Raw genomic sequence first — 26,252 nt, 5'->3', positions numbered from 1 at the left:
TCAGGCGCCGAGTTCGCTGAAAGACAGGAACGGCAGCGGCTCGCCGGCCTGCAGGGTGCGCCCGGCCTCCACCACCGCCAGGCCATCGGCCCAGCTCGCCGCGCGCAGCATGGCCGAGCCTTGCTGCGGGTGCAGGCAGATGCGCGCCACGCCGCCCTCGAGCTCCAAGCGCGCGCGCAGGTACTGGCGGCGCGAGTTGGCGGCGGGCCAGTCGAAGCCTGCCGGCAACGTCACCGGCAGCGTCTGCACGTCACTGCGTCCCTGGGCGCGCCAGAGGAACGGCCGCGCGACGACCAGCGCGGTGACCAGGGCCGCGGCAGGGTTGCCCGGCAGACCGATCCACGGTTTGCCCGAAACACTGCCAAAAGCCAGTGGCTTGCCCGGCTGCATTTTCAACTTCCATAGGTGCAGCTCGCCCAGTTCGCGGATCGCCTGCTTGAGGTAATCGCGGTCCCCCACGGAGACACCGCCGCTGGTGATCAGCACGTCCCATTCGGACGCAGCGAGGCTCAGCGCAGCGCGGCTGGCCGCCAGGGTGTCGGCGAGCACGCCGTAGTCATGCACTTCGATGCCCCAGCCGCGCAGCAGTGCGCCGATGCTGAAGCGGTTGGCGTTGTAGATCTGCCCAGGCGCCAGCGTCTCGCCGGGCTCGCGCAGCTCGTCGCCGCTGCTCAGCAGGCAGACCCGCAACGGCCGGTAAACCGCGACGCGATCCAGCCCGACGCTGGCCAGCAGGCCGATGTCCTGAGCGCGCAGTTTCTGTCCGGCACTGAGCAGGGCCTCACCGCTGCGGAGCTCTTCACCACGCCGGCGCACATGGCTGCCGAGGGCTACCTGGGGAACCAGCAAACGTTCGCCCTCGACCTCGCAGTCCTCCTGGGCGATCACGCTGTCGGCACCCGCTGGAAGCGGCGCGCCGGTGAAGATGCGCATGGCCTGGCCCGGTCGCAGCGCAACGTCGGCGGCATCGCCCGCGGCGATGTAGCCGGCGATCTTCAGCCGCGCGCCGGCCTCTCCCGTGTCGTCGCTGCGCAGGGCGTAGCCGTCCATCGCGCTGTTGTCCCACAGGGGCAGGTCGATGGGCGAGCGGATGTCCTGCGCGAGGACGCGACCCAGGGCGCTTTCCAGGTCGACGTGTACGGTCGGCGGCGCCACGGGAGCGAAATCCATCAGCGCGGCGATGGCCTCGTCCACCGGGCGCAGGCCGGCGCCGGAACAGCTGCAGCCGCTCACGAGCGGGTACCGCAGGCCAGCACCGGGCGCTCGGGCAGGCGCTTGAGATGAGGAACGAAATTGCAGGGCTTGGTGCGGCTGTCCAACTGCTGGACGAGGATCTTTTCCCAGGCCGTCAGGCAGGCGCCGGTGGAGCCGGGCAGGCAGCAGATCAGCGTGCCGTTGGTGATGCCGGCGATGGCGCGGGACTGGATGGTGGAAGTGCCGATCTCTTCGCGGGAAATCTGCCGGAACAGTTCACCGAAGCCGTCCACGGTGCGCTCCAGCAGGGGAGCCACGGCCTGCGGGGTATTGTCACGCAGGGTGAAGCCGGTGCCGCCGGTGATCAGGCCGACCTGGACCTTGGGATCGGCGATCCAGGCCGAGACCACAGCGCGAATCTGGTAGATGTCGTCGATCACCAGCCGACGCTCGGCGAGGGCATGGCCGGCACGCTGCAGGGAGGTGACCAGGGCCTGGCCGGAGGTATCGTTGTGCAGGCTGCGGGTATCGCTGACGGTGAGGACAGCGATCTCCAGCGGCTGGAATTCCGGGGTGCTGAGATGGCTCATGAGGGGCTCTCCGATTCGGAGCAAAAAGGGCTGGCGCCAGCCTGCGCCCCTTCTCCCCTGCCGCCCATTCCTCCTCGGAGGTACTGCCCCGGCGCGTGCGGGGCATCGCCGCTCAGCAGAGACGGCGGATAAAGCGTTCCGCTTTATCCGCCCTACGTTGAGCGCTTTCGTAGCTTCCGGACAAACCCTAGGGCGGATAACGCCTACGGCGTTATCCGCCAACCGTCGCCGCGGGGATAACGGCTCAGCCCTTCCAGCGGTCGGCGGCAGCCTGATCGCTGCAACGGCCTTCGACCCACCGCGGGCCGTCGCTGGTGTCTTCCTTCTTCCAGAACGGCGCGCGGGTCTTGAGGTAGTCCATGACGAAGTTGCAGGCATCGAACGCTGCCTGCCGGTGGGCACTGGCCGCGCCGACGAAGACGATGGGCTCGCCCGGTTCCAGACGGCCGATGCGGTGGAGGATTTCCAGGCGCAACAGCGGCCAGCGCTGGTTGGCTTCCACTTCGATCTTCTCCAGCGCCTTCTCGGTCATGCCGGCGTAGTGTTCGAGGAACATGCCGCCCACTTCGCGCCCTTCGTTGAAATCGCGCACGTAGCCGACGAAGCCGACCACCGCGCCCACGCCGACGTTGGCGGCGTGCATCGCGTTGAGTTCGGCGCCCGGATCGAACGCCGCGGGCTGGACGCGGATCGCCATGGGCTCAGCCTCCGGTAACGGTGGGGAAGAACGCCACCTCGTCGCCATCGGCGAGGGGCTCATCCAGGGAGCACAGCTCCTGGTTGCGTGCGCACATCAGGTTCTGCTCGCCGAGTACGTCCCAGGCGCCGCCGCGCTCCAGCAGCAGGCGCCGCAGGTCGTCGAGGCTGGCCAGGGAAGCGCTCCAGTTCAGTTGCTCGCCATCGAGACCGAGGGCTTCGCGGTAACGGGCGAAGTACTGCACGCGAATCATGGGGTGTCTCCTGCGGAACTGTCTGTCGCCACGTAATGGCCGCTCTTGCCGCCGAGCTTCTCCAGCACCCGCACGCTGTCGATGGTCATGCCGCGGTCGACGGCCTTGCACATGTCGTAGATGGTCAGCGCAGCGACGCTGGCGGCGGTCAGCGCTTCCATCTCCACGCCGGTCTGCCCGGCCAGCTTGCAGCGGGCGACTATGTGCACGGTGTCTTCACCCTCGGCGGCCAGTTCGACCTTGACGCTGGTAAGCAGCAGCGGGTGGCACAGCGGAATCAGTTCATGGGTTTTCTTGGCTGCCTGGATGCCGGCGATGCGCGCCACGGCGAACACATCGCCCTTGGGGTGGCCGCCGTCCTGGATCAGTTGCAGGGTCGCCGGGAGCATGCGCACCCGGGCTTCGGCCACGGCTTCACGGGACGTCACGGCTTTTTCGGTGACATCGACCATGTTGGCGCGGCCCTGGGAATCGAGATGGGTCAGCACGGGTGGGCACTCTCCGGAGAATCAGGGGAACAGTTTAACCCCGGCGCGCGGGGCTGGCAGACCGGCGAGCGGCGCGTTGGGGGGAGGATTGTATACAAGAAGAGGTATGCGCGGGCTACCGCCGGCGTCGCCAGGGTTCGCGAGCAAGCTCGCTCCTACAAGAGCATGTCGCGCCGGACCTTGGGGAGCGAGCGTGCTCGCGAACAACCTGGAAGCAGGAATAAAGAGGCCCGCCAGATGGCGGGCCCTGTTGAGTGGGTGGAAGTGGCCTACATGTGCGCTTCGGCGAATTCTGCCAGCACCGAGCGCGGCACCCCTTGCAGGGTCACGTGCACGCCGTGGGGGAAGTCCTTGAAGCGTTCGGTCAGGTAGGTCAGGCCGGAGCTGGTGGCCGACAGGTAGGGGGTGTCGATCTGCGCCAGGTTGCCCAGGCAGATCACCTTCGAACCGTTGCCCGCCCGGGTGATGATGGTTTTCATCTGGTGCGGGGTGAGGTTCTGGCACTCGTCGATCAGGATCAGGCTCTGCTGGAAGCTGCGGCCGCGGATGTAGTTCAGCGATTTGAACTGCAGCGGCACCTTGCTGAGGATGTAGTCGACGCTGCCGTGGGTGCATTCGTCATCCGAATGCAGGGCCTCGAGGTTGTCGGTGATCGCGCCGAGCCAGGGCTCCATCTTCTCCGCCTCGGTGCCGGGCAGGAAGCCGATGTCCTCGTCCAGGCCCTGCACGCTGCGAGTCGCGATGATGCGCTTGTAGCGTTTGGTGACCATGGTCTGCTCGATGGCGGCGGCCAGCGCGAGGATGGTCTTGCCCGAGCCGGCGGCGCCGGACAGGTTGACCAGGTGGATGTCCGGGTCCAGCAGCGCGTACAGCGCCAGCGACTGGTACACATCGCGCGGTCTCAGGCCCCAGGCTTCCTGGTGCAGCAGCGGCTCCTGGTGCAGGTCGAGGATGGTCAGCTCGTCCTGGTCGATCCCCTTGATCCAGCCAACGAACCCCTGCTCATCGACGATGAACTCGTTGATGTGGACCGCCGGCAGGTTGTCGGTGAGTTGCACACGGTGCCAGGTGCGCCCGCGGTCCTGGCGGGTCTCCACCTTGCTGACGCGGTCCCAGAACGATCCGCTCAGCGAGTGGTAGCCACGCGACAGCAGGTTGATGTCATCGACCAGCTGGTCGGTGTGGTAGTCCTCGGCAAATACCCCACAGGCACGCGCCTTCAGGCGCATGTTGATGTCCTTGGTGACCAGCACCACGCGCTTGCTGCTATGGCGACTCTTCAGCTCCACCAGCTGGTTGATGATCTTGTTGTCGTTCAGGTGCTCGGGCAGCCAGGTGATCGGCTCGGCGCGCTTGCTCATGAGGATCGACAGGCTGCCGCAGGGGCCGCTCTTGCCGCGCTGGATGGGCACGCCATCCTCTACCTGCTCGGGCGAGGCTTCGCCCAGTACCGAGTCGATCAGACGGATCGCCTGGCGACATTCCGCGGCCACGGTGTGTTTGCCGGTCTTGAGCTTGTCCAGTTCCTCCAGCACCGTCATCGGGATGGCGACGTGGTGCTCCTGGAAATTCAGCAAGGCGTTGGGATCGTGGATCAGGACGTTGGTGTCGAGGACGTACAGGGTGGGCTGGGTGGGGCGGGAGCGTCCGTGGTCATCCATACGCGGGTCACCTCTTGTGGGGGCGTTCGACGGAATGCCGCTACAGCGCTCCGCCGTGCTGCGAACCACCTGCTCTCGAAGCCTGGGATCAGGGCAGGAATCGAGAGAACTGCAAGAAGAGGACGGGCCGGGCCGGGGCCGCCACCTGTCTGCAGGGTTCGGCGGTCTACGTCTCAACAAATACAGGAAAAAACATGACGATAAAAAGTCTTTTTCCTTCCTAAGGAAGTTTTTTTCGTCGTACGACGAAATACCTTGGCGAGGGCCTCGGACAGCGCTAGTTTTAGGGGTCCCACCTCCCGCGTTTCCCTGCCTTTTCCTCGACGGATCAGTCCCTTAGCCCTTCGCCACGGCAACTTGCGCCGCGCCAGGCCCAGCCTCTGCGCCCTGCGCCTTCCTATATAGAGAGGCTAATCGTCCCCATAGGTGGAGCCAACGCCCGCGACTCCTTACAATCGCCGCTCGCTTGTAGGAGACCGCACGATGCTGATGGTGATTTCCCCCGCCAAGACCCTGGACTACGACACCGCGCCGGTGACGCAGCGCTTCACCCTGCCCGAGCACCTGGACGACGCGCAGGAGCTGATCGGCATCCTGCGGGAACTGGCCCCGGCACAGATCGCCGAACTGATGCACCTGTCGGACAAGCTGGCCGGCCTGAATGCCGCGCGCTTCGGCAGTTGGCACCCGGAGTTCACCCAGGCCAATGCCAAGCAGGCGCTGCTGGCCTTCAAGGGCGACGTCTACACCGGCATGCAGGCCGAGGACTTCAGCGAAGACGACTTCGATTTCGCCCAGCAGCACTTGCGCATGCTTTCCGGCCTTTACGGCGTGCTGCGGCCGCTGGACCTGATGCAGCCCTACCGCCTGGAGATGGGCACCAAGCTGGCCAACGCCCGCGGCAAGGACCTCTACGCCTTCTGGGGCGAGCGCATCAGCGGCTGGCTGAACGAGTCCCTGGCCGAACAGGGCGACGATGTGCTGCTCAACCTGGCCTCCAACGAGTATTTCGGCGCGGTGAAGCGCAAGGCGCTGAACGCGCGGGTGATCGACACCGAGTTCAAGGACCTGAAGAACGGCCAGTACAAGATCATCAGCTTCTACGCCAAGAAGGCCCGCGGGATGATGGCGCGCTACGTGATCAAGGAGCGCCTGAGCAACCCCGAAGGCCTGAAGGACTTCAACTACGCGGGTTACGCCTACAGTGCCGAGCACTCCAAGGCGGACCAGCTGGTGTTCCTGCGCGACCACGCCGACGACTGAGCTGCCCACCTGCTGCACCGAACGGGAGCCCTGAGGCTCCCGTTTTCGTTTCGATCCCCCCTTCCTGTCGGGCGCGCGAGCTTCGGTGGGGCGCCTCGATGGTGCGGTGACGCCGGTTACTGAGCCCGCACGCCCCGCAAAAACCTGCCTGATATCAAGTGGCCTGTAAGCCATTGACCATGGAACTGCGCGGTCACGGGGGCCTGAACTGTACGTTTACTGCTCAAAACACCCCCTAATGCCCACACGGTGAAAATGGTCAAAATGACCGTTCGTCTGCTTCGGGATTAATCGTGAGAAATTTTTTCCGCCATCCGAACCGACCGGATGGATGGAAATCGTCCCGATTCGCTCCTGCCCTTGTAATCCATTGGCCATTAACAGCCCTTGGCCATGACATGCATTTCACGATTGCACTTTGCAAGAGAGAAAGCTGAACGGCAGCTGAACGAATGTCTTAACGACGATACACGGTCGTTTTTAACGAAAAATTCAATGGAACTTTTCCCGACCATGCACTTTGCACTGGAAAGGCCAAGTCGCGAATGGCCATTAATCCAGCATCAAGTGATATCAATTGGATATTTCAAATCATTTCCGAGGCGGGATGAGCGGAAGGAACTAACCGCATTTGAGATAAATCCTATTTGCGCAACGATCATCGATGGCGACCAGAAAGTGCCTCGGTGAGAAATTGGAGATTAGGTTCCAAGGTTATTTCGATTGGCAATCAGCGATTGAACTAAGCACCTAACCCAATGAAAAAACTGAACTTTTCAGATGACGAGGCAATCATCTAACCAGACTTGAGCACGCCAGGACGGAGAGCGCACCAACTTTGCAATCCGCCTGAAACATAACAGGGCAACTATTAAAAGTTCGCCCCAAGACTGTGCTCGAAAGTTTAGCACTCGATTCCCATGCCTGCCTGGAAGGAAGTACGGAAGAACTCGAAAGAGCATCTTCCGAGGGTTCTTGCACCCTTTTAAAAACGCCCACGGGGCAACTTAAACAGTTCGACCATTGAAGAGGTGAATGCGATGCGTATCAGCATCTTTGGTCTTGGGTATGTTGGCGCAGTATGTGCCGGCTGCCTGTCCGCACGAGGCCATGAAGTCGTTGGGGTGGATGTCTCCACCACCAAGATCGATCTGATCAACAACGGGAAGTCGCCCATCGTCGAACCGGGCCTGGAGCCTCTGCTGGAGCAAGGCATCCGCACCGGTCGCCTGTCGGGCACCACCGACTTCAAGAAGGCCGTACTGGACACCGACGTGTCGTTCATCTGCGTCGGCACCCCGAGCAAGAAGAACGGCGACCTCGACCTTGGCTACATCGAGTCCGTGTGCCGCGAGATCGGCTACGCCATCCGCGAGAAGAAAGCGCGCCACACCGTGGTCGTGCGCAGCACCGTGCTGCCGGGCACCGTGAACAACGTGGTGATCCCGATCATCGAGGACTGCTCGGGCAAGAAAGCCGGCGCCGACTTCGGCGTAGGCACCAACCCGGAGTTCCTGCGCGAATCCACCGCGATCAAGGACTACGACTTCCCGCCCATGACCGTCATCGGTGAGCTGGACGCCCAGACCGGCGACCTGCTGGAAGAAATCTACCGCGAACTGGACGCGCCGATCATCCGCAAGACCATCGAGGTCGCGGAGATGATCAAGTACACCTGCAACGTCTGGCACGCCGCCAAGGTCACCTTCGCCAACGAGATCGGCAACATCGCCAAGGCAGTCGGCGTCGACGGCCGCGAGGTGATGGACGTGATCTGCCAGGACCGCAAGCTGAACCTCTCGCGCTACTACATGAAGCCCGGCTTCGCCTTCGGCGGCTCCTGCCTGCCCAAGGACGTCCGCGCCCTCACCTACCGCGCCAGCCAGCTGGACATCGAACACCCGATGCTCGGCTCGATCATGCGCAGCAACCAGCACCAGGTGCAGAAGGCCTTCGACATCATCGCCGCCCACGGCAGCCGCAAGGTCGGTCTGCTCGGCCTGTCGTTCAAGTCCGGCACCGACGACCTGCGCGAAAGCCCGCTGGTGGAGCTGGCCGAGATGCTCATCGGCAAGGGCTACGAGCTGCAGATCTTCGACCGCAACGTCGAGTACGCCCGCGTCCATGGCGCGAACAAGGAGTACATCGAATCGAAGATCCCGCACGTTTCCTCGCTGCTGGTCTCGGACCTGGACGCGGTCGTGAAGTCCTCCGACGTGCTGGTGCTGGGCAACGGCGACGAGCTGTTCGTCGACGTCGTCAAGCAGGCGCCCGAGGGCAAGAAGGTCGTCGACCTGATCGGCTTCATGCCGAGCGTCACAGACGACCGCGCCGAAGGCATCTGCTGGTAATTGGGTTTCGATTGGCTGCGCGTCGGCCCGGTGTCGTTGGAGAGGAACTCGGAAATGCTCATTCACTTCAGTGAACTCCGCTTCCTCGTCCCTCTCCGCCTAACCGGACTCTAGCTCGCTCAATCGAGTCCATGCCTTCAGAAACCCAAAGCGCCGGTTACCGGCCCGCCCAGGCGGACCGGTAACCAAGCCCCACCAGACGGATAGACGACGATGGAAACCTACAAACGAGTGATCGGTGAAGCCACGGGCTGGCTGGTCTTTCTCAGCCTGCTGATGCTGCTGGCGCTGCTGGTGCCACCGACCGTATTCGACGCCGAGTCCAAGGACTTCCTGCTGCTGATCGGCGCGGTCGGTATCTGGCGCTATTCCATGGGTGGCCTGCACTTCCTGCGCGGCATGCTGTTCCTCTACCTGGTCTACCCGCACTACCGGCGCAAGGTCCGCAAGCTCGGCGACGCGGCCGACCCGTCGCACGTTTACCTGATGGTCACCAGTTTCCGCATCGACGCGCTGACCACCTCCATGGTCTATCGCTCGGTCATCGAAGAAGCCATTGCCTGCGGCTACCCCACCACCGTGGTGTGCTCCATCGTCGAGATGTCCGACGAGGTGCTGATCAAGCAGCAGTGGCAGAAGCTCAATCCGCCGGACCACGTCAAGCTCGACTTCGTGCGTATCCCCGGCACCGGCAAGCGCGACGGCCTGGCCCATGGCTTCCGTGCCATCTCCCGCCACCTGCCGGATGAGCACGCGGTGGTCGCGGTGATCGATGGCGACACCGTGCTCGAACCCGGCGTGGTGAAGAAGACCGTGCCCTGGTTCAAGCTCTTCCCCAACGTCGGCGGCCTGACCACCAACGAATTCTGCGAAGTGCGCGGCAGCTACGTGATGAGCGAGTGGCACAAGCTGCGCTTCGCCCAGCGCCACATCAACATGTGCTCCATGGCCCTGTCCAAGCGCGTGCTGACCATGACCGGACGCATGTCGGTATTCCGTGCTGCCGTGGTCACCGACCCGGACTTCATCACCGATGTCGAAAGCGACCACCTCGACCACTGGCGCCTGGGCCGCTTCCAGTTCCTCACCGGCGACGACAAGTCCAGCTGGTACAGCCTGATGCGCCTGGGCTACGACACCTTCTACGTGCCGGACGCGGCGATCAACACGGTCGAGCACCCGCCGGAGAAGAGCTTCATCAAGGCCAGCCGCAAGCTGATGTTCCGCTGGTACGGCAACAACCTGCGGCAGAACTCCCGCGCCCTGGCCCTGGGCCCGCAACGCCTGGGCTGGTTCACCAGCGTGGTGCTGTTCGACCAGCGCCTGTCGATGTGGACCTGCCTGCTGGGCCTGGTCGCCGCGATCATCGCCAGCATCAAGTACAGCATCGCCTTCCTGCTCATCTACCTGCTGTGGATCGGCATCACCCGCTTCGTGCTGACCCTGCTGCTGTCGCTGTCGGGCCACCACATCGGGCCGGCCTACCCGGCGATTCTCTATTACAACCAGATCGTCGGCGCCCTGGTGAAGATCTACGTGTTCTTCCGCCTCGACCAGCAGTCCTGGACCCGCCAGAACACCAAGCTCGACCGTGGCCTGGCCAGCTTCCAGCGCTGGTTCAACACCTGGTCCTCGCGCGCCATGACCTTTTCCGCGGCCAGCGTTTTCGTCGCCGTACTGCTGACCATCGTCTGAAGGCTCCCTTTAGCCACGCCCCTTTTAGCTACGAACAGGACTCGACCCCATGAATACCGCCGTCAACGTCAATGTCGTGCATGAATCCGAAGCCCAGCGCCAGCACGCACGGGTCAAGCTGCCCGCGCGCATCCGCTACATCGGTGGCAACCGCGAGGGCGTCGATGCGCGCCTGCTGGACCTGTCCGCCGGCGGTTTCGCCTTCAGCTCGGCGAACAACACCCCGGTCCAGGTCGGCGACCTGCACAAGGGCAAGCTGCTGTTCCAGATCGACAGCATCAGCTTCTCCCTGGAAGTGGAATTCCAGGTGCGCTCCTACGACCGCGACAGCGGCCGCGTGGGGTGTGAATTCCAGCACCTGAAGCCGCGCGAGATCGCTGCCCTGCGCTACCTGATCACCTCCTACCTGGCAGGTGAAGTGATCAGCGTGGGCGACATGCTCAACACCCTGCAGCGCGAGAACTTCACCAAGGCCCGCAAGCACGGCGCAGGTTCGGGTGGCATGGGCTTCTTCGGGCGCTTCCGCGCGGTCACCGTGAGCACCGCGATCTTCGTGGTCGGCGTCGGCGCCTTCGCGGTGATCCTCAACCAGATCTACAACCTGTACTTCGTCACCCATGCCGATTCGGGCGTGGTCAGCGTGGCCAACCAGCAGATCACCATGCCCCGCGAAGGCACCGTGGAAAGCCTGGTCGAACCCGGTGCTGAAGTCGCCAAGGGCGCGCCGATCGCCTCCTTCTCCGCCAACCTGCTGGACCTGCTCAAGGGCAACCTGACCGAAGAACAGCTCAACCCGAGCAACATCGAGAAGCTCTTCGGCCACCAGATGAAAGGCACCCTGACCAGCCCGTGCGATTGCCGCGTGGTCGAGCAGCGCGTCGCCAACGGCCAGTTCGCCAACAAGGGCGACGTGATCTTCACCCTGACCCCGCGCGACAGCACCGCCACCGTCGAGGCGCGCTTCCCCTACCGCAACGCCGCCGAGCTGTCCCCTGGCACCCACGTGAACTTCCAGGTCGCCGGCGACAGCGAAGTACGCGGCGGCCGCATCCTGCGCACCGCACCGGTGGACGGTGACCTGTCCTCGGAAATCCGCGTGCAGATCACCCCCGACCAGCCGCTCGACAGCCAGATGGCTGGCCGCCCAACTGAAGTCAGCATCGGCGGCCTGCCGGGCCGCACCCTGCTGAACAAGGCGATGGCCCTGGCCACCGCTCGCTAAGAGGACCGCCCGCATGAATCGACCTGTCTTGCGACACGCCCCGGACCTGGCCCGACACCTTGGATTGGCGCTGGCCATCGCCGCAGCCGCCGGTTGCGCCGGCCTGCCCGACCAGCGACTGGCCCAGGAAGCCCTGGAGCGCGGCGACATCGCCACCGCCCAGGCCAACTTCCAGGCCCTGGCGACCATGGGTTACGCCGACGCACAGGTCGGACTGGCCGACATGCAGGCCGCCACCGGCGACCCCGACGAGCAGGCCCGCGCCGAAAAGCTCTACCGCGAAGCCGCCGAGAGCTCGCCGCGCGCCCGCGCCCGTCTGGGCAAGTGGCTGGCAGCCAAGCCCGGCGGCACCGACGCCGAGCACCGCGAAGCCGAGCAACTGCTGACCCGTGCCTTCGACGAAGGCGAGGACAGCGCCTTGGTGCCGCTGGTGGTCCTCTACCTGCAGTACTCGCAGGCCTGGCCGAACGTGAACCCGCAGCAGCGCATCGACCAGTGGCGCGCCCAGGGACTGCCGCAGGCGGACCTGGCGCAGATCATCCTGTACCGCACCCAGGGCACCTACGACCAGCACCTCACCGAAGTCGAGCAGGTCTGCCAGCGCTGGCTGAACCGCATGGACGTGTGCTGGATGGAACTGGCCACCGTGTACCAGAAGCAGGGCAACGCGGATAAGCAGAAGGCCCACATCGAAGCACTCAAGGCAGGCTGGAAGGCCGGCCGCGTGCCGTCCGAGCGCGTCGAGTCGGTGGCCGGCGTGCTGGCCGATCCGAACATCGGTACCGCCGACCCGCAGGCCGCGCAGGCGCTGCTCACCGAGATCGCGCCGACCTACCCGGCCGCCTGGGTCAGCCTCGCCAAGCTGCAGTACGACAACCCCGACCTGGGCGACCTCGACCAGATGCTCGACTACCTGAAGAAAGCCCAGGACGCCGCCCAGCCCCGCGCCGAGCTGCTGCTCGGGCGCCTCTACTACGACGGCAAGTGGGCCCCGCAGGAGCCGCAGAAAGCCGAGCAGCACCTGCTCAAGGCCGCCGCCAGCGAACCCCAGGCGCACTACTACCTGGGCCAGATCTACCGCCGCGGCTTCCTCGGCCAGGTCTACCCGCAGAAGGCCGTGGATCACCTGCTGATCGCCGCCCGCGCCGGTCAGGCCAGCGCCGACATGGCCCTCGCCCAGCTGTATTCGCAGGGCCGTGGCGTGCGCCCGAACCTGGTCAACGCCTACGTCTTCGGCGAACTCGCCCAGCGCCAGCAGGTGCCCACCGCCAGCGACCTGATGGCGCAGCTCGAACCGCAGATCCAGCCGGCCGACCGCAGCGCCGCGCAGCAACTGCTCAAGCGTGAAGAACAGGCTCGCGGCGCCAACTGGCAAGCCACCGTCAGCCTTCTGCAGAACAACCAGGAACAAGAAAACCTATGAAGCGCATCGACCCGATGACCACCCCGCCGTTTGCTCTTATCGAAGGGATTAAGCCGCGAGCTCTGGCTACCGCTGTTCGCCGCGCCCGCCTGTTCCCTGCCATGTTCGGCGTCGGCCTGAGCCTGGCTGGCACCCTGTTCGGCAGCCTCGCCCATGCGGCAGAAGAGCCGCCGAAGAACGTCGGCATCGACATCAAGGTCACCGCCGAATCCGAGGATGATCGCGACCTGGGTACCGCCCACGGCGGCGACCTCAACGGCATCGGCCTGGACCTGCGCCCCTGGGCCTTCGGCCAGTGGGGCAACTGGAGCGCCTATGTGATGGGCCAGGCAGTTGCCGCCACCGACACCATTCAGACCGACACCCTGCAGAACGACGACGTCAACAACGACAGCAGCGGTCGCAGCGACAACAAGCGCGAGCCGGACGACGCCTACCTCGCCCTGCGCGAATTCTGGGTGGACTACGCCGGCCTCACCCAGTACCCCGGCGAGCACCTGCGCTTCGGTCGCCAGCGCCTGCGCGAAGACAGCGGCATGTGGCAGGACACCAACATCGAGGCCCTGAACTGGACCTTCGACACCACCCTGCTGCGCGCCCACCTTGGCGCCGCCCAGCGCTTCTCCGACTACCGTACCGACATCACTGACCTGGCGCCGGACGACAAGGACCGCACTCACGTGTTCGGCGACATCTCCACGCAGTGGATGCCCCAGCACTGGGTCGGCCTGCGCGTGCACCACGCCGACGACAGCGGCAGCCTGCCGGACCCGGGTGAAACCGTCGACTCGCTGGACAAGCGCTCCACCGGCGACCTCACCTGGGTTGGCATCGAGGCCAACGGCGACGGCTACAACTGGCGCTCGCAGATGCCCATCAACTATTGGGCCAGCGCCACCTGGCTCACCGGTAACCGCGACCGCCTGACCACCGTCCCGGTAAACGGCGAGCGTGTCGCCGCCGGCAAGCAGAGTGGCGATGTGGATGCCTACGGCGCGGACCTGGGCCTGCGCTGGAACATCGACGAGCAGTGGCGCGTCGGTGGCGCCTACGCCCGTGGCAGCGGCGGCGGCAAGAACGGCGAAGACCAGTTCGAACAGACGGGCCTGGAGAGCAACCGCTCCAACTTCACCGGCACCCGGGCCCGCGCGCACCGCTTCGGCGAAGCCTTCCGCGGCGAGCTGTCGAACCTTGAGGCCGCCACGCTGTTCGGCTCCTGGCAGCTGCGCGACGACTATGACGCCAGCGTCATCTACAACAAGTTCCGCCGCGTGGACAGCGATTCGGACATCGGCAACAGCGGCATCACCGCGCCGCTGGTCAATGACTCCAAGGACATCGGCCAGGAAGTCGACCTGGTCGTCACCAAGTACTTCAAGCAGGGCCTGCTGCCGGCCTCGATGAGCCAGGCGATCGACGAGCCGTCGGCGCTGATCCGCTTCCGCGGCGGCGTGTTCAAGCCCGGCGATGCCTACGGCAGCCATGTCGACTCGACCATGCACCACGCCTTCGTCGATGTGATCTGGCGCTTCTGAGGACTGTAGCGATGAACATCCGTCAGCTACCCGCACTCGCACTCCGCCGCTCCCGGCGCGTAGCCGGGTGCCTGGCGGATGACCGCGCGCAAGGAGACATGGCCATGAACCGCCACCCGTTACACGCCCTGCCGCTGACCGCGCTGCTGCTCGGCGGCCTGCTCAGCGCCGGCGCACCGGTCTGGGCGGCGCAGCCCGCGGCCAAGGCCGAGAGCAGTGCCAAGGCCGCCGCGAAAGGCAGCGAAGAGAAAACCGCCGAGGAACATCCCGGCGCCGAGCCCGGCAAGACCCAGACGCTGAAGGAGTCCGGCAACTACACCGTGACCGCCGCGCCCAGCGAACCGCTGCACCTGGAACCGCCCAAGCTGCCCGACCTCAGCGGCTACACCGCCGAAGCGGTGGAGAACAAGATCGAGCGCAAGAAGCCCGGCCGGGCCCACATCGAGCGAATGGTCCAGCAGCAGCCGCTGAAGGAATTCACCGGCGGCAAGAACCGTCTCGCCGAATGGGTGAAACGCCAGCGCCAGATGCCCCAGGCAATCTTCATCGACGGCGGCTACGTCAACCTGGCAGACCTCGTCGGCAAACTGCCGAAGACCGCGCTGGAACAGACCGAGCCGGGCGTCTACATCGCCCGCCTGCCCATCGTCGTCAGCCAGGGCGCGACCCTGGAAGTCGACGGCAAGGTCAAGGAACTGCGGCTGTCCCAGGACCGCGGATCGTTCCTGGTCAACGACGGCAAGCTGTTCGTGCGCGACACCAAGGTCACCGCCTGGAACGAGGCGAAAAACGAACCGGCCTGGTTCAAGACGCCCAACGAGTTCCGCCCCTTCCTGATCTCCTGGGGCGGCGCCGAGGCCTACCTGGTGAACAGCCATTTCACCAGCTTCGGCTACAACGCCTCGAAGGCCTACGGCATCTCCATCTCGCAGTACAGCCCGGGCATGGACAAGACCATGAAGCGTCCGCGCCCGCAGGGCTGGGTGCTCGACTCGACCTTCGAGGACGCCTGGTACGGCTTCTACTGCTACGAGGCGGACGATCTGGTGGTGCGCGGCAACACCTACAAGAACAACATCGTCTACGGCATCGACCCGCATGACCGCTCGCACCGTCTGATCATCGCCGAGAACACCGTCTACGGGACGAAGAAGAAGCACGGCATCATCGTTTCCCGTGAGGTCAACGACAGCTGGATCATCCACAACAAGACCTACGACAACCACCTTTCCGGGATCGTCCTCGACCGTAATTCCGAGCGCAACCTGGTGGCCTACAACGAGGTGTACCGCAACCACTCCGACGGCATCACGCTCTACGAGTCCGGCGACAACCTCATCTACGGCAATCAGGTGCTGGCCAACCTGCGCCACGGCATCCGCATCCGTAACAGCGTGAACATCCGCCTGTACGAGAACCTCGCGGCCGGCAACAAGCTGATCGGCGTCTACGGCCACATCAAGGACCTGACCGACACCGACCGCAACATCGACCTCGACCCCTTCGACACCAAGGTCTCGCTGATCGTGGTCGGCGGCAAGCTGGCCGGCAATGGCTCGGGCCCGCTGTCGGTGGATTCGCCGCTGTCGCTGGAGCTCTACAAGGTGGCCATGCTCGGCCCGACCAAATCTTCCGGCATCAGCTTCAACGGCGTGCTCGGCGAGAAGCAGGACCAGATCCTGGACCTGCTGGTGCGCCAGCAACGCGCGGTGCTGATCGACCCCGTCGAAAGCCAGGCCGAACTGCAGAACTGAGGACCGACCATGAAACGTATGACCGTCAATTTCCTGCGCCTGTCGGGCCTCACCGCCGGCCTGCTGCTCGCCCACCACACCCTGGCCGCCGACGCGCCGAGCTACACCGCTCAACCGGCCGCCGGCCTGTGCCCCACCGCGTCCAACGACGCGGCGTACAACACCAAGTACCTGGGCTTCTTCACGCACCTGGTGCCGGCCCAGGAAGACTGGCTGTTCCGTACCACCTACGACCTGCGCACCGACTTCGGCACCAGCGCCGAAGGCTGGCGCGAGCTCAAGCAGTTGCGCGACGAACTCAAGCGCAAGGGCATCGACCTGGTCGTCGTCTACCAGCCCACCCGTGGCCTGGTGAACCGCGAGAAGCTCAACCCGCAGGAGAAGGCCAGCTTCAACTACGACCTGGCGAAAAAGAACTACCAGGCGGCCATCGCCCAGTTCCGCAAGGCCGGTATCTACACCCCGGACTTCTCGCCGCTGTTCGACGAGAAGCAGGAGCACCCCTACTACTTCAAGGGCGACCACCACTGGACGCCATATGGCGCGATGCGCAGCGCGAAGATCGTCGCCGAAACCCTGAAGGAAATCCCCGCCTACAACGACATCCCGAAGAAGGAATTCGAGAGCAAGCGCGTGGGCCTGCTGTCCAAGCTGGGTACCTTCCACAAGGCCGCCGCGCAGCTGTGCGGCAGCAGCTACGCACCGCAGTACGTCGACCGCTTCGAGACCGAGCCGGTGGGCGATTCGGGCGGCGGCGACCTGTTCGGTGAGGGCGGCGATGCCCAGGTTGCGCTGGTGGGTACGTCCAACAGCGGCCCGGCCTACAACTTCGCCGGCTTCCTGGAGCAGTACGGCAAGGTCGACATCCTCAACAACGCCGTGTCCGGCGGCGGCTTCGACAGCTCCCTGCTGGCCTACATGACCAGCAAGGAATTCCACGACAAGCCGCCGAAGATCCTCATCTGGGAATTCGCCACCCACTACGACATGGCGCAGAAGAGCTTCTACCGCCAGGCCATGCCGCTGGTGGACAACGGCTGCGCCGACGGCAAGCCGGCCATCAGCCGCAAGGTCAAGCTGCACGCGGGCAGCAACGAGGTGCTGCTCAACAGCGGCGCCCTGCCGATCCGCTCGGGCAGCTACACCGCCGACGTCACCTATTCCGACCCCGGCGTGCACGAACTCAAGAACACCATCTGGTACATGAACGGTCGTCGCGAGCAGCTGAAGATCGAGCAGTCCAAGGCCGTGGATACCGGCGGACGCTACGTCTTCGAACTGCGCAACGACGAAGACTGGTCGAACCAGCAGTTCCTCTCCCTGGAGATCGAGGCGCCGGATGACATGCCGGCGGGCCTGGAAGTCGAGGCCAAGCTCTGTCAGACGCCCAAAGCCAAGTCGGCCGACGTGGCCGCCAACTGAAGCGAGGGACGAGAACCATGCCCAGCCTCCACAAGATCAAGACACCCGTTGTCGCCCGCATCGGCCTCACCATCGCGGTGCTCGGCGCGCTGTTCGGCGAGAGCACCACCTACGCCGCCGACCTGATGCCGCCGCCGGGCTACTTCTCCGCCGTCGGCGACAAGGGCAGCAAGAAGGACGCGGACAGTTGCCCCACCGCCCCGACGCCCTACACCGGCAGCCTGCAGTTCACCAGCAAGTACAAGGGCTCGGACTCGGCACGCTCGACGCTGAACGTGGATGCGGAGAAAGAGTTCCGCAGCCAGATCAAGGACATCACCGACATGGAGCGCGGCGCAACCAAGCTCATCACCCAGTACATGCGCAGCGGCAACAAGGGCGACCTGGACTGCGCGATGAGCTGGCTCGATAGCTGGGCCAAGGCCGGTGCGCTGGAAAGCAGCGACTACAACCACACCGGCAAGTCCATGCGCAAATGGGCACTGGGCAGCCTGTCGTCGTCCTATATGCGCCTGAAGTTCTCCAGCAGCCGGCCGCTGGCCGCCTATGGCGAGCAGTCGAAGGAGATCGAGAACTGGTTCAGCACCCTGGGCAGCCAGGTGGTGCGCGACTGGAGCGACCTGCCGCTGAAGAAGATCAACAACCACTCCTACTGGGCCGCCTGGTCGGTGATGTCCACCGCCGTGGTGACCAACCGCCGCGACCTGTTCGACTGGTCGGTGCAGGAGTTCAAGGTCGCCGCCAACCAGGTGGACAACGACGGCTACCTGCCCAACGAACTCAAGCGCCGCCAGCGTGCGCTGTCGTACCACAACTACTCGCTGCCGCCGCTGACCATGATCGCCGCCTTCGCCCAGGTGAACGGCGTCGACCTGCGCCAGGAAAACAACGGCGCCCTGCAGCGCCTGGCCAACCGCGTGATGCAAGGCGTGGATGACCAGGACGCATTCGACGAGAAGACCGGCAACGACCAGGACATGGGCGACCTGAAGGAGAACAGCAAGTTCGCCTGGCTGGAGCCCTACTGCGCGCTCTACAGCTGCGCACCGAAGACCCAGGACTGGAAGAAGAAGATGGAGCCGTTCAACAGCTTCCGCCTGGGGGGTGAAGTGACCAAGGTTTTCAACCGTCAGGGGACGGGGAGCTGAAGCAGCGCCCGCCTCCTTGAGGAGGCCAGAGACCCTCACCCTGACCCTCTCCCGGAGGGAGAGGGGACCGTCCGAGCATTCGGGCAGCACTGAGCCAGCCGGCGAGCGCGAAAACAACCGCCGCACGGATACCCCCTCTCCCTTCGGAGCGGGGCGCGCAGCCAGGGCTGGGGTGAGGGCAAACCCTCGCTCCGAAGCAACAGCAACACCACCCGACCCACGCAATAAAGACGTGAGCGGGCGCAACAGATTGAGCACCACATGGGGAGGAATTGGCGGGTTGCCCCGGCCTTTCCTCAAGGCGTCGAGAAGACGCCGGAAGGTCCGGAGCCACTCAAGGTTTGAAGCTCCAGAGAGAGACGCGGAATGGTCTTTTCTTCCAACGTGTTCCTGTTCCTGTTCCTGCCGGTCTTCCTCGGCCTGTACTACCTGAGCGGGAACCGTTACCGGAACCTTCTGTTGCTGGTCGCCAGCTACATCTTCTACGCCTGGTGGCGGGTGGACTTCCTCCTGCTGTTCGCCGGCGTCACCGTATTCAACTACTGGATCGGCCTGCGCATCGGCGCCGCCGGCGTACGCACCAAGGCCGCCCAGCGCTGGCTGCTGCTCGGCGTGGTGGTCGACCTCTGCGTGCTGGGCTACTTCAAGTACGCCAACTTCGGCGTGGACAGCCTCAACGAGATCATCACCTCGTTCGGCATGCAGCCCTTCGTGCTGACCCACATCCTGCTGCCCATTGGCATCAGCTTCTACACCTTCGAATCGATCAGCTACATCATCGATGTGTACCGCGGCGATACCCCGGCCACGCACAACCTGATCGACTTCGCGGCCTTCGTGGCGATCTTCCCGCACCTGATCGCCGGCCCGGTGCTGCGCTTCAAGGACCTGGTCGACCAGTTCAACCACCGCACCCACACCGTCGACAAGTTCGCCGAAGGCTGCACCCGCTTCATGCAGGGCTTCGTCAAGAAGGTGTTCATCGCCGACACCCTGGCCGCGGTGGCCGACCACTGCTTCGCCCTGCAGAACCCCACCACGGGTGACGCCTGGCTCGGCGCGCTGGCCTACACCGCGCAGCTGTACTTCGACTTCTCCGGCTACAGCGACATGGCCATCGGCCTGGGTCTGATGATGGGCTTCCGCTTCATGGAGAACTTCAACCAGCCCTACATCAGCCAGTCGATCACCGAGTTCTGGCGGCGCTGGCACATCAGCCTCTCCACCTGGCTGCGCGACTACCTGTACATCAGCCTGGGCGGCAACCGCGGCACCACCTTCCAGACCTACCGCAACCTGATCCTCACCATGCTGCTGGGCGGCCTGTGGCACGGCGCCAACGTCACCTACATCATCTGGGGCGCCTGGCACGGCGTGTGGCTGGCCATCGAACGCGCCCTGGGGGTGAACGCCGCGCCGCGCGTGCTCAACCCGCTGAAGTGGGCCTTCACCTTCCTGCTGGTGATCGTCGGCTGGGTGATCTTTCGCGCCGAGAACCTGCACGTGGCCTGGCGCATGTACGAAGCCATGTTCAGCTTCGGCGACTGGAAGCTCTCCGAGCTCAACCGCGCCAGCCTCACCGGCCTGCAGGTCGGCACCCTGGTGATCGCCTACCTCGTGCTGGCCTTCTTCGGCATCCGCCAGTTCTACAACCAGCCGATGCAGGACAAGGCACCCAAGGCCGCCGCGAAGACTGAACAGGTCGACGCCGACGGCCCGGCCAGCGCCCAGCCGCGTACCCCGGCCATGGCCCGGCAGGACCCGGCCGCCATCGCCTATTCGCCCAGCGGCGCCGCCGTCTACCAGCCGCACTGGATGTCCCAGCTGCCGGTACTGGCCACCCGACTCGCCCTGCTCCTGCTGTTCGCCGCTTCGGTGCTCAAGCTTTCGGCGCAGAGCTACTCGCCGTTCCTCTACTTCCAGTTCTGAGCGAGGCCGGATCATGCAATCGACCACTCAACCCAAGATCAGCAAACCCCTGCAGTACGCCTACATCGCCGCCTTCGGCGGCATGCTGCTGGGCCTGGCCGGCTGGTCGCTGAAGGCTTTCCCGAGCTTCTCCGCCGCCGAAGGCACCACCGTGCTCAACGGCAAGCTGGCCCACGCCTTCGAAGGCCACTACGACGACGAATTCCCCATCAAGCGCCTGGGCACCAACCTCTGGGCCGCGCTGGACTACACCGTCTTCGACGAGGGCCGCCCCGGCGTGGTGATCGGCAAGGACGGCTGGCTGTTCACCGATGAAGAGTTCAAGCCCGCGCCGACCCAGCAGCAGCTGGACGACAACTGGGCGCTGGTGCGCGGCGTGCAGCAGGAGCTGGAACGCCGCGGCGTGAAGCTGGTGCTGGCGATCATCCCGGCCAAGACCCGCCTGTATCCCGAGTTCGTCGGCAAGGAACAACCCGCCGCCCTGCACGCCTCGCTCTACAGCGACTTCCTGCAACGCGCCCGCCAGGCCGGCATGGCCGCGCCCGAGCTGCTCGGGACGCTGGAAAAAGCCAAGGACAACGGCCAGGTGTTCCTGCGCACCGACACCCACTGGACTCCGCTGGGCGCCGAGGCCGTGGCGCAGCGCCTGGGCGAAAGCATCCGCCAGGGCCAGGGTGCCGACCTGCCGACCCAGACCTTCGTCACCGAGGCCGGCAAGAGCGGCGCGCACAAGGGCGATCTGCTCACCTTCCTGCCGCTGGACCCGCTGTTCACCGAGCTGCTGCCGCCCGAAGACCAGCTGGAACAGCGCCAGACCCATCCGGCCGACGACGCCACGGCGGCATCCGAAGGTGGCGGCGACCTGTTCGGCGACAGCGCCCAGCCGCAGATCGCCCTGGTCGGCACCAGCTACAGCGCCAACCCGCGCTGGAACTTCGCTGGCGCGCTGAAGCAGGCGCTGTCGGCAGACGTCATCAACTACGCCAAGGAGGGCAAGGGCCCCCTGGAACCGATGCTCGAACTGCTGCAGGACGAAGGCTTCAAGAAAGCCCCGGCCAAGCTGCTGGTCTGGGAATTCCCCGAACGCTACCTGCCGATGCACAGCGACCTCAGCCAGTTCAACCAGGACTGGCTGGCGCAACTGCGTGCGGACGGTAACCGCGACGAACGCCTGGCTTCCAACCAGGCCGCTCACTGACCCGAACACCCACGGCGCACCAAGCGCTGGAACTGGGCACCTCTTGTGCCCCCCAAGAGAGAAAGACGGAGGTACACCCCATGAACCGACTGAGCATTCGCACCCTGAAGTCGTCCGCCCTCGCCCTCGCCCTGGGCGCCGCTTCCTTCGGCGCCTTCGCCGGCGGTGAAGGCGCGCTCTACGGCCCGCAGGCACCCAAGGGCTCCACCTTCGTGCGGGCTTACAACGCCGGCAGCTCGGAGCTGTCCGTCAGCGTCGGCAACGCCACCCTGAACGACATCTCGCCGCTGGGCTCCAGCGACTTCAAGTTCCTCCCGCCGGGCAACTACACCGCCAAGGTCGGCTCCCAGAGCCTGCCGGTGAAGCTTGACCCGGACGCCTACTACACCCTCGTCAGCCAGCCCGGCGGCCAGCCGCGCCTGGTGCCCGAGCCGCCGTTCAAGAACAAGCAGAAGGCCCTGGTCCGCGTGCAGAACCTCAGCGGCAAGGCCCTCACCCTGAAGACCGCCGACGGCAAGACCGAAGTGGTCAGCAACGTCGCCCCGCAAAGCCACGGCGACCGCGAGATCAACCCGGTGAAAGTCAACCTCGCCCTGTTCGACGGCGCGAAGAAAGTCAGCGACCTCAAGCCCGTCACCCTCGAGCGCGGCGAAGTGGTCTGCCTCTACGTCACCGGTGACAGCAAGCTGAACCCGGTGTGGGTCAAGCGCCCGGTGAAGGCGGACTGATCCATGCGCCGGCGGATGCTGCATGGCCACTCCCAACCGGAGTGCGCGCGAGGCGCCACACCTCCCGCCGGCACGAACTGCCTGCCCTCCCCTCGGCGAGGGTCCTGGGGCGCGCGAGCAATTGACGCGCCCCGCTCCACCCAGAACAACAAGACCGGCCCAGCACCGGCAGAAGAACCCGTGCGCCGCAGCGACGGCAAGCACTGGAGAGGTCACCCAAACCGCAGGCCGGTCCGCACGACGCGGCTCGGCAGACAGAACGCAAACGCTTAAGGAGAAACCCGATGATCCCAGTAATTCTTTCCGGTGGCAGCGGCTCGCGACTCTGGCCTCTTTCGCGCAAACAGTATCCCAAGCAGTTCCTGGCCCTGACCGGCGACCACACCCTGTTCCAGCAGACGCTGGAACGCCTGGTGTTCGAAGGCATGGAGCCGCCCGTCGTGGTGAGCAACCAGGAACACCGTTTCATCGTCCAGGAGCAGCTCGAAGCGCTGAACCTGAAGACCCAGTCCATCCTCCTCGAACCCTTCGGCCGCAACACCGCCCCAGCGGTCGCCATCGCCGCCATGAAGCTGCTCGCCGAAGGCCGCGACGAACTGCTGCTGATCCTCCCGGCCGACCATGTGATCGACGACCAGCGCGCCTTCCAGCGTGCCCTGGCGCTGGCCACCAACGCCGCCGAGAAGGGCGAGATGGTGCTCTTCGGCATCCCTGCCAACCGCCCGGAAACCGGCTACGGCTACATCAAGGCCGGCGACGAGCGCGGCCTGCCGGACGGCGTCATCCGCGTCGAGCGCTTCATCGAGAAACCCGACGAAGCCCGAGCCCAGCAGTTCGTCGAGGACGGCGGCTACTTCTGGAACAGCGGCATGTTCCTGTTCCGCGCCAGCCGCTTCCTCGAGGAACTGAAGAAGCACGACGCCGACATCTACGACACCTGCCTGCTGGCCCTGGAGCGCAGCCAGCACGATGGCGACCTGATCAGCATCGACGCCGCCACCTTCGAGTGCTGCCCGGACAACTCCATCGACTACGCGGTGATGGAAAAGACCCGCCGCGCCTGCGTGGTGCCGCTGTCCGCCGGCTGGAACGACGTCGGCAGCTGGTCGTCGATCTGGGAAGTGCACGACAAGGACGATGACGGCAACGTCACCATGGGCGACGTGATGGTCCACGACAGCCACAACTGCCTGGTGCACGGCAACGGCAAGCTGGTCTCGGTGATCGGCCTGGAGGATATCGTGGTCGTCGAGACCAAGGACGCCATGATGATCGCCCACAAGGACCGCGTGCAGGACGTCAAGAAGGTGGTCAACCAGCTCGACGCCGCCGGCCGCAGCGAGACCCAGAACCACTGCCAGGTCTATCGTCCGTGGGGTTCCTACGACTCGGTGGACATGGGCGGCCGCTTCCAGGTCAAGCACATCTCGGTCAAGCCGGGCGCGCGCCTGTCACTGCAGATGCACCACCACCGCGCCGAGCACTGGATCGTCGTCTCCGGCACCGCGCAGGTGACCTGTGACGACAAGACCTTCCTGCTCACCGAAAACCAGTCCACCTACATCCCGATCGCCTCGGTCCATCGCCTGGCCAACCCCGGCAAGATCCCGCTGGAAATCATCGAGGTGCAATCGGGCAGCTACCTGGGCGAAGACGACATCGAGCGTCTGGAGGACGTCTACGGCCGCACCACGGAGAACGTGGAACTCCAGGCTGTAGTTCGCTAAGCCCCGGGACCCGGCGCTTCCCCCCATCGGCGCCAATGCCCTCGCACCATTCGGTGCGGGGGCTTTTTTATGGGCTGGCGCTTTGCCGGCGCCACATCAACCCACCGCCGCGAAGCTCCTGCTAAGGTATCCACACATCCCCCGCGGAGCGCTCCATGCTGTACGGCATCCTGCTGATCGTCACCTGGATCATCCTGCTGATCCGCTACCCCTCCCGCGCCCTGCCGATCTCCGGTGCCGGACTGGTCGGGCTGGCCTGTGTGATCGCCATCGCCATCTGGCAGGACAACAGTGACGCACGCCAACTCGAGCACCTGGAACTGCGCATCGCCTACCAGCCCGAGCAGTGCCAGCCCGGCCGCCCGCTGGCCGTCAGCCTGAAGAACGGCTCTTCCCGCCCGCTGCTGGAACTGCGCTGGAAGGTCGCCGCCTACCGCCCTGGCGATACCACCGATCTCGCCGAAAACCTCTACGAAGCCCCGCGCTACCGCGGCCCCGGCGCGCTGCTCGCCGGCGACAGCTGGAGCGACTGCCTCCCCTTGCCGCCGCTGCGGCCCGGCTACCGCGCCAGCACCCTGGAATTCCGCGCCGAGCGGGTGAACGGCCGTTTTGGTAACTGATTCACCTGCCCCGCACAATCCGGTACGGTAGTCCCGCCCACAGACACGGACTACCAGACCATGCCCCAGCCCGTCGCCCTCATCACCGGATGCTCCAGCGGCATCGGCCGCGCTCTAGCCGAAGCCTTCCAGACCGCCGGGTACCAGGTCTGGGCCACCGCCCGCCGCGATGAAGACGTCGCCGCACTCGGCCAGGCCGGCCTTCGCGGCGTGCTGCTGGACGTCAATGACGAGCCCGCCGTCGAACGTCTCGCCGAGCAGTTGCAGCGTGAAGCCGGCGGGCTCGACGTGCTCATCAACAACGCCGGCTACGGCGCCATGGGGCCGTTGCTCGATGGCGGCAGCCAGGCGATCCGCCGGCAGTTCGAAACCAATGTGTTCGCCGTGGTCGGCGTCACCCGCGCGCTGTTCCCGGCGCTGCGCGCACGTCGCGGGCTGGTGGTGAACATCGGCAGCGTGTCCGGTGTGCTGGTCACGCCTTTTGCCGGCGCCTACTGCGCGTCAAAGGCTGCTGTGCACGCACTGAACGACGCCTTGCGCCTGGAACTGGCGCCTTTCGGCATCGAGGTGATGGAGGTGCAGCCCGGCGCCATCGCCTCCAACTTCGGCGCCAACGCCAGCCGCGAGATGGCTGCGTTGGTCGGCGAGGACTCCGCCTGGTGGCCGCTGCGCCGATTCATCCAGGCGCGCGCCGCCGCCTCCCAGGACAAGCCCACCCCAACCAGCGACTTCGCGCAGAAGCTGCTGGCCGCCGCGCAGAAGTCCCCGCGTCCGCGCCTGGTGCGCATCGGCAACGGCAGCCGCGCCCTGCCACTGCTCTCGCGCTGGCTGCCCACCGGCCTGCTGGATAAGGTGCTGAAGAAGCGCTTCGGCCTCGATGGACAACTCTGATGACATACCAGGTCCGCTACCTCGCCCTTGCCGGTATCCTCGCCGCCTTCTTCCTCAATGTGGTAGCGCGCGGGTTGCTGCGGGTCGGTGGCGTGCCGGCGACCCTGCTGGTGGCGGCGGTGATCGCCGCCGCGATGGCCTTCTGGTTCGCCCGCCGGCACAAGCGCCTGGCGGAAACCGGTGAACGCTGGCGGCTGACTGCGCTGTACGGCGGCGGCCTGGCCCTGCTCTACACCCTCCTGGTGGGCATGGCGGCGTGGAAGAACACGCCCAGCCCGGCAGCACTGCTGCTCTACTTCCTCAATTACCTGTGCTACCCGCTGTGCGTCTGGTGGTTCTTCCGCCCCGGCGTGCTGCTGCGCTTCCTGCCAGCCGACAGGCGCTGAGCGGACTTCACGCTTTCTTCACCTGCATTTCATCCCGGCACGACCCGACCCCGCCTAAGGTGACGCAGACCTTGGAG

22 protein-coding genes are annotated in these 26,252 nt (G+C 65.3%); 16 read left to right on the top strand and 6 right to left on the bottom strand.

Going from position 1 to position 26,252, the window contains the following annotated elements:
• The 6 genes from GJV37_RS01175 to GJV37_RS01150 form a co-directional block, all read right to left on the bottom strand.
• A complete protein-coding gene (locus GJV37_RS01175) occupies nucleotides 1–1,233 on the bottom strand; it encodes a molybdopterin molybdotransferase MoeA (RefSeq protein WP_193452096.1) in 1,233 nt (410 codons plus the stop codon).
• The gene (moaB, locus tag GJV37_RS01170; RefSeq protein WP_037015987.1) at nucleotides 1,230–1,784 is read right to left on the bottom strand and encodes a molybdenum cofactor biosynthesis protein B; all 555 of its coding nucleotides are present in this window, start codon (nucleotides 1,782–1,784) and stop codon (nucleotides 1,230–1,232) included. Before moaB ends, GJV37_RS01175 begins: the two co-directional genes overlap by 4 nt.
• Before the next feature lie 244 nt (nucleotides 1,785–2,028).
• Nucleotides 2,029–2,481 (bottom strand): molybdopterin synthase catalytic subunit MoaE, encoded by a 453-nt coding sequence (gene moaE / locus GJV37_RS01165; protein ID WP_170860132.1) that lies wholly within the window; start codon nucleotides 2,479–2,481, stop codon nucleotides 2,029–2,031.
• Nucleotides 2,482–2,485: 4 nt separating this feature from the next.
• Entirely contained in the window at nucleotides 2,486–2,734 is a 249-nt protein-coding gene (locus tag GJV37_RS01160; RefSeq protein ID WP_024765836.1) for a MoaD/ThiS family protein, read from the bottom strand.
• Complete coding sequence (gene moaC, locus GJV37_RS01155; RefSeq protein WP_024765837.1) at nucleotides 2,731–3,222, bottom strand: cyclic pyranopterin monophosphate synthase MoaC; 492 nt, start codon at nucleotides 3,220–3,222, stop codon at nucleotides 2,731–2,733. Before moaC ends, GJV37_RS01160 begins: the two co-directional genes overlap by 4 nt.
• A gap of 269 nt (nucleotides 3,223–3,491) precedes the next feature.
• Nucleotides 3,492–4,883 (bottom strand): PhoH family protein, encoded by a 1,392-nt coding sequence (locus GJV37_RS01150; RefSeq protein WP_024765838.1) that lies wholly within the window; start codon nucleotides 4,881–4,883, stop codon nucleotides 3,492–3,494.
• Nucleotides 4,884–5,366: 483 nt separating this feature from the next.
• Between GJV37_RS01150 and yaaA the strand changes: the two genes are divergently transcribed.
• The 16 genes from yaaA (at nucleotide 5,367) to GJV37_RS01070 (ending at nucleotide 26,175) form a co-directional block, all read left to right on the top strand.
• Nucleotides 5,367–6,146, top strand: a complete 780-nt coding sequence (gene yaaA / locus GJV37_RS01145) for a peroxide stress protein YaaA (protein ID WP_024765839.1) — start codon at nucleotides 5,367–5,369, stop codon at nucleotides 6,144–6,146.
• A gap of 1,040 nt (nucleotides 6,147–7,186) precedes the next feature.
• The gene (gene algD / locus GJV37_RS01140; RefSeq protein WP_024765840.1) at nucleotides 7,187–8,497 is read left to right on the top strand and encodes a GDP-mannose 6-dehydrogenase; all 1,311 of its coding nucleotides are present in this window, start codon (nucleotides 7,187–7,189) and stop codon (nucleotides 8,495–8,497) included.
• A 213-nt stretch (nucleotides 8,498–8,710) separates the two neighbouring features.
• The gene (gene alg8 / locus GJV37_RS01135; protein ID WP_037015978.1) at nucleotides 8,711–10,192 is read left to right on the top strand and encodes a mannuronan synthase; all 1,482 of its coding nucleotides are present in this window, start codon (nucleotides 8,711–8,713) and stop codon (nucleotides 10,190–10,192) included.
• Nucleotides 10,193–10,241: 49 nt separating this feature from the next.
• Entirely contained in the window at nucleotides 10,242–11,414 is a 1,173-nt protein-coding gene (locus GJV37_RS01130) for an alginate biosynthesis protein Alg44 (RefSeq protein WP_054910083.1), read from the top strand.
• Between the two features lie 13 nt (nucleotides 11,415–11,427).
• Nucleotides 11,428–12,837: an alginate biosynthesis TPR repeat lipoprotein AlgK gene (algK, locus tag GJV37_RS01125; RefSeq protein WP_193452095.1), complete on the top strand. Its 1,410-nt coding sequence runs from the start codon at nucleotides 11,428–11,430 to the stop codon at nucleotides 12,835–12,837.
• A gap of 101 nt (nucleotides 12,838–12,938) precedes the next feature.
• The gene (locus tag GJV37_RS01120; RefSeq protein ID WP_065086699.1) at nucleotides 12,939–14,372 is read left to right on the top strand and encodes an alginate export family protein; all 1,434 of its coding nucleotides are present in this window, start codon (nucleotides 12,939–12,941) and stop codon (nucleotides 14,370–14,372) included.
• A gap of 104 nt (nucleotides 14,373–14,476) precedes the next feature.
• Nucleotides 14,477–16,126, top strand: coding sequence for a mannuronan 5-epimerase AlgG (algG, locus tag GJV37_RS01115; RefSeq protein WP_414602901.1), 1,650 nt, complete (start codon nucleotides 14,477–14,479; stop codon nucleotides 16,124–16,126).
• Nucleotides 16,127–16,135: 9 nt separating this feature from the next.
• Entirely contained in the window at nucleotides 16,136–17,548 is a 1,413-nt protein-coding gene (locus GJV37_RS01110; protein ID WP_037015972.1) for an alginate O-acetyltransferase, read from the top strand.
• 35 nt (nucleotides 17,549–17,583) lie between these two features.
• A complete protein-coding gene (locus GJV37_RS01105; RefSeq protein ID WP_193452301.1) occupies nucleotides 17,584–18,696 on the top strand; it encodes a mannuronate-specific alginate lyase in 1,113 nt (370 codons plus the stop codon).
• A gap of 366 nt (nucleotides 18,697–19,062) precedes the next feature.
• Nucleotides 19,063–20,625 carry an MBOAT family O-acyltransferase gene (locus tag GJV37_RS01100; protein ID WP_170860166.1) on the top strand — a complete coding sequence of 521 codons (1,563 nt, stop codon included), beginning with the start codon at nucleotides 19,063–19,065 and terminating at the stop codon, nucleotides 20,623–20,625.
• Between the two features lie 13 nt (nucleotides 20,626–20,638).
• Nucleotides 20,639–21,823, top strand: a complete 1,185-nt coding sequence (locus tag GJV37_RS01095; protein WP_051445682.1) for an alginate O-acetyltransferase — start codon at nucleotides 20,639–20,641, stop codon at nucleotides 21,821–21,823.
• Between the two features lie 80 nt (nucleotides 21,824–21,903).
• On the top strand, nucleotides 21,904–22,551 hold the full coding sequence (locus tag GJV37_RS01090; protein WP_024765849.1) for an alginate O-acetyltransferase AlgF: 648 nt from the start codon (nucleotides 21,904–21,906) through the stop codon (nucleotides 22,549–22,551).
• Between the two features lie 284 nt (nucleotides 22,552–22,835).
• Nucleotides 22,836–24,278, top strand: a complete 1,443-nt coding sequence (locus GJV37_RS01085; protein ID WP_065086676.1) for a mannose-1-phosphate guanylyltransferase/mannose-6-phosphate isomerase — start codon at nucleotides 22,836–22,838, stop codon at nucleotides 24,276–24,278.
• A 155-nt stretch (nucleotides 24,279–24,433) separates the two neighbouring features.
• On the top strand, nucleotides 24,434–24,898 hold the full coding sequence (locus GJV37_RS01080) for a multidrug transporter (protein WP_084358691.1): 465 nt from the start codon (nucleotides 24,434–24,436) through the stop codon (nucleotides 24,896–24,898).
• 60 nt (nucleotides 24,899–24,958) lie between these two features.
• Nucleotides 24,959–25,789 carry an SDR family oxidoreductase gene (locus GJV37_RS01075; RefSeq protein ID WP_065086674.1) on the top strand — a complete coding sequence of 277 codons (831 nt, stop codon included), beginning with the start codon at nucleotides 24,959–24,961 and terminating at the stop codon, nucleotides 25,787–25,789.
• Nucleotides 25,789–26,175, top strand: a complete 387-nt coding sequence (locus tag GJV37_RS01070; RefSeq protein WP_024765853.1) for a hypothetical protein — start codon at nucleotides 25,789–25,791, stop codon at nucleotides 26,173–26,175. Before GJV37_RS01075 ends, GJV37_RS01070 begins: the two co-directional genes overlap by 1 nt.
• The last annotated feature ends 77 nt before the right edge of the window (nucleotides 26,176–26,252 follow it).

It is taken from the genome of Pseudomonas nitroreducens (assembly GCF_010994165.1).
Classification (GTDB): Bacteria; Pseudomonadota; Gammaproteobacteria; order Pseudomonadales; family Pseudomonadaceae; genus Pseudomonas; species Pseudomonas nitroreducens.
This window is presented reverse-complemented; position numbering and strand designations above follow the sequence as displayed.

Bases quoted from the DNA above. Each gene is read 5' to 3' on its own strand.
- moaB (WP_037015987.1), bottom strand. From the start codon at position 1,784: ATGAGCCATCTCAGCACCCCGGAATTCCAGCCGCTGGAGATCGCTGTC.
- moaE (WP_170860132.1), bottom strand. From the start codon at position 2,481: ATGGCGATCCGCGTCCAGCCCGCGGCGTTCGATCCGGGCGCCGAACTC.
- GJV37_RS01160 (WP_024765836.1), bottom strand. From the start codon at position 2,734: ATGATTCGCGTGCAGTACTTCGCCCGTTACCGCGAAGCCCTCGGTCTC.
- GJV37_RS01150 (WP_024765838.1), bottom strand. From the start codon at position 4,883: ATGGATGACCACGGACGCTCCCGCCCCACCCAGCCCACCCTGTACGTC.
- yaaA (WP_024765839.1), top strand. From the start codon at position 5,367: ATGCTGATGGTGATTTCCCCCGCCAAGACCCTGGACTACGACACCGCG.
- algD (WP_024765840.1), top strand. From the start codon at position 7,187: ATGCGTATCAGCATCTTTGGTCTTGGGTATGTTGGCGCAGTATGTGCC.
- alg8 (WP_037015978.1), top strand. From the start codon at position 8,711: ATGGAAACCTACAAACGAGTGATCGGTGAAGCCACGGGCTGGCTGGTC.
- GJV37_RS01130 (WP_054910083.1), top strand. From the start codon at position 10,242: ATGAATACCGCCGTCAACGTCAATGTCGTGCATGAATCCGAAGCCCAG.
- algK (WP_193452095.1), top strand. From the start codon at position 11,428: ATGAATCGACCTGTCTTGCGACACGCCCCGGACCTGGCCCGACACCTT.
- GJV37_RS01120 (WP_065086699.1), top strand. From the start codon at position 12,939: ATGTTCGGCGTCGGCCTGAGCCTGGCTGGCACCCTGTTCGGCAGCCTC.
- algG (WP_414602901.1), top strand. From the start codon at position 14,477: ATGAACCGCCACCCGTTACACGCCCTGCCGCTGACCGCGCTGCTGCTC.
- GJV37_RS01110 (WP_037015972.1), top strand. From the start codon at position 16,136: ATGAAACGTATGACCGTCAATTTCCTGCGCCTGTCGGGCCTCACCGCC.
- GJV37_RS01100 (WP_170860166.1), top strand. From the start codon at position 19,063: ATGGTCTTTTCTTCCAACGTGTTCCTGTTCCTGTTCCTGCCGGTCTTC.
- GJV37_RS01095 (WP_051445682.1), top strand. From the start codon at position 20,639: ATGCAATCGACCACTCAACCCAAGATCAGCAAACCCCTGCAGTACGCC.
- GJV37_RS01090 (WP_024765849.1), top strand. From the start codon at position 21,904: ATGAACCGACTGAGCATTCGCACCCTGAAGTCGTCCGCCCTCGCCCTC.
- GJV37_RS01085 (WP_065086676.1), top strand. From the start codon at position 22,836: ATGATCCCAGTAATTCTTTCCGGTGGCAGCGGCTCGCGACTCTGGCCT.
- GJV37_RS01080 (WP_084358691.1), top strand. From the start codon at position 24,434: ATGCTGTACGGCATCCTGCTGATCGTCACCTGGATCATCCTGCTGATC.
- GJV37_RS01075 (WP_065086674.1), top strand. From the start codon at position 24,959: ATGCCCCAGCCCGTCGCCCTCATCACCGGATGCTCCAGCGGCATCGGC.
- GJV37_RS01070 (WP_024765853.1), top strand. From the start codon at position 25,789: ATGACATACCAGGTCCGCTACCTCGCCCTTGCCGGTATCCTCGCCGCC.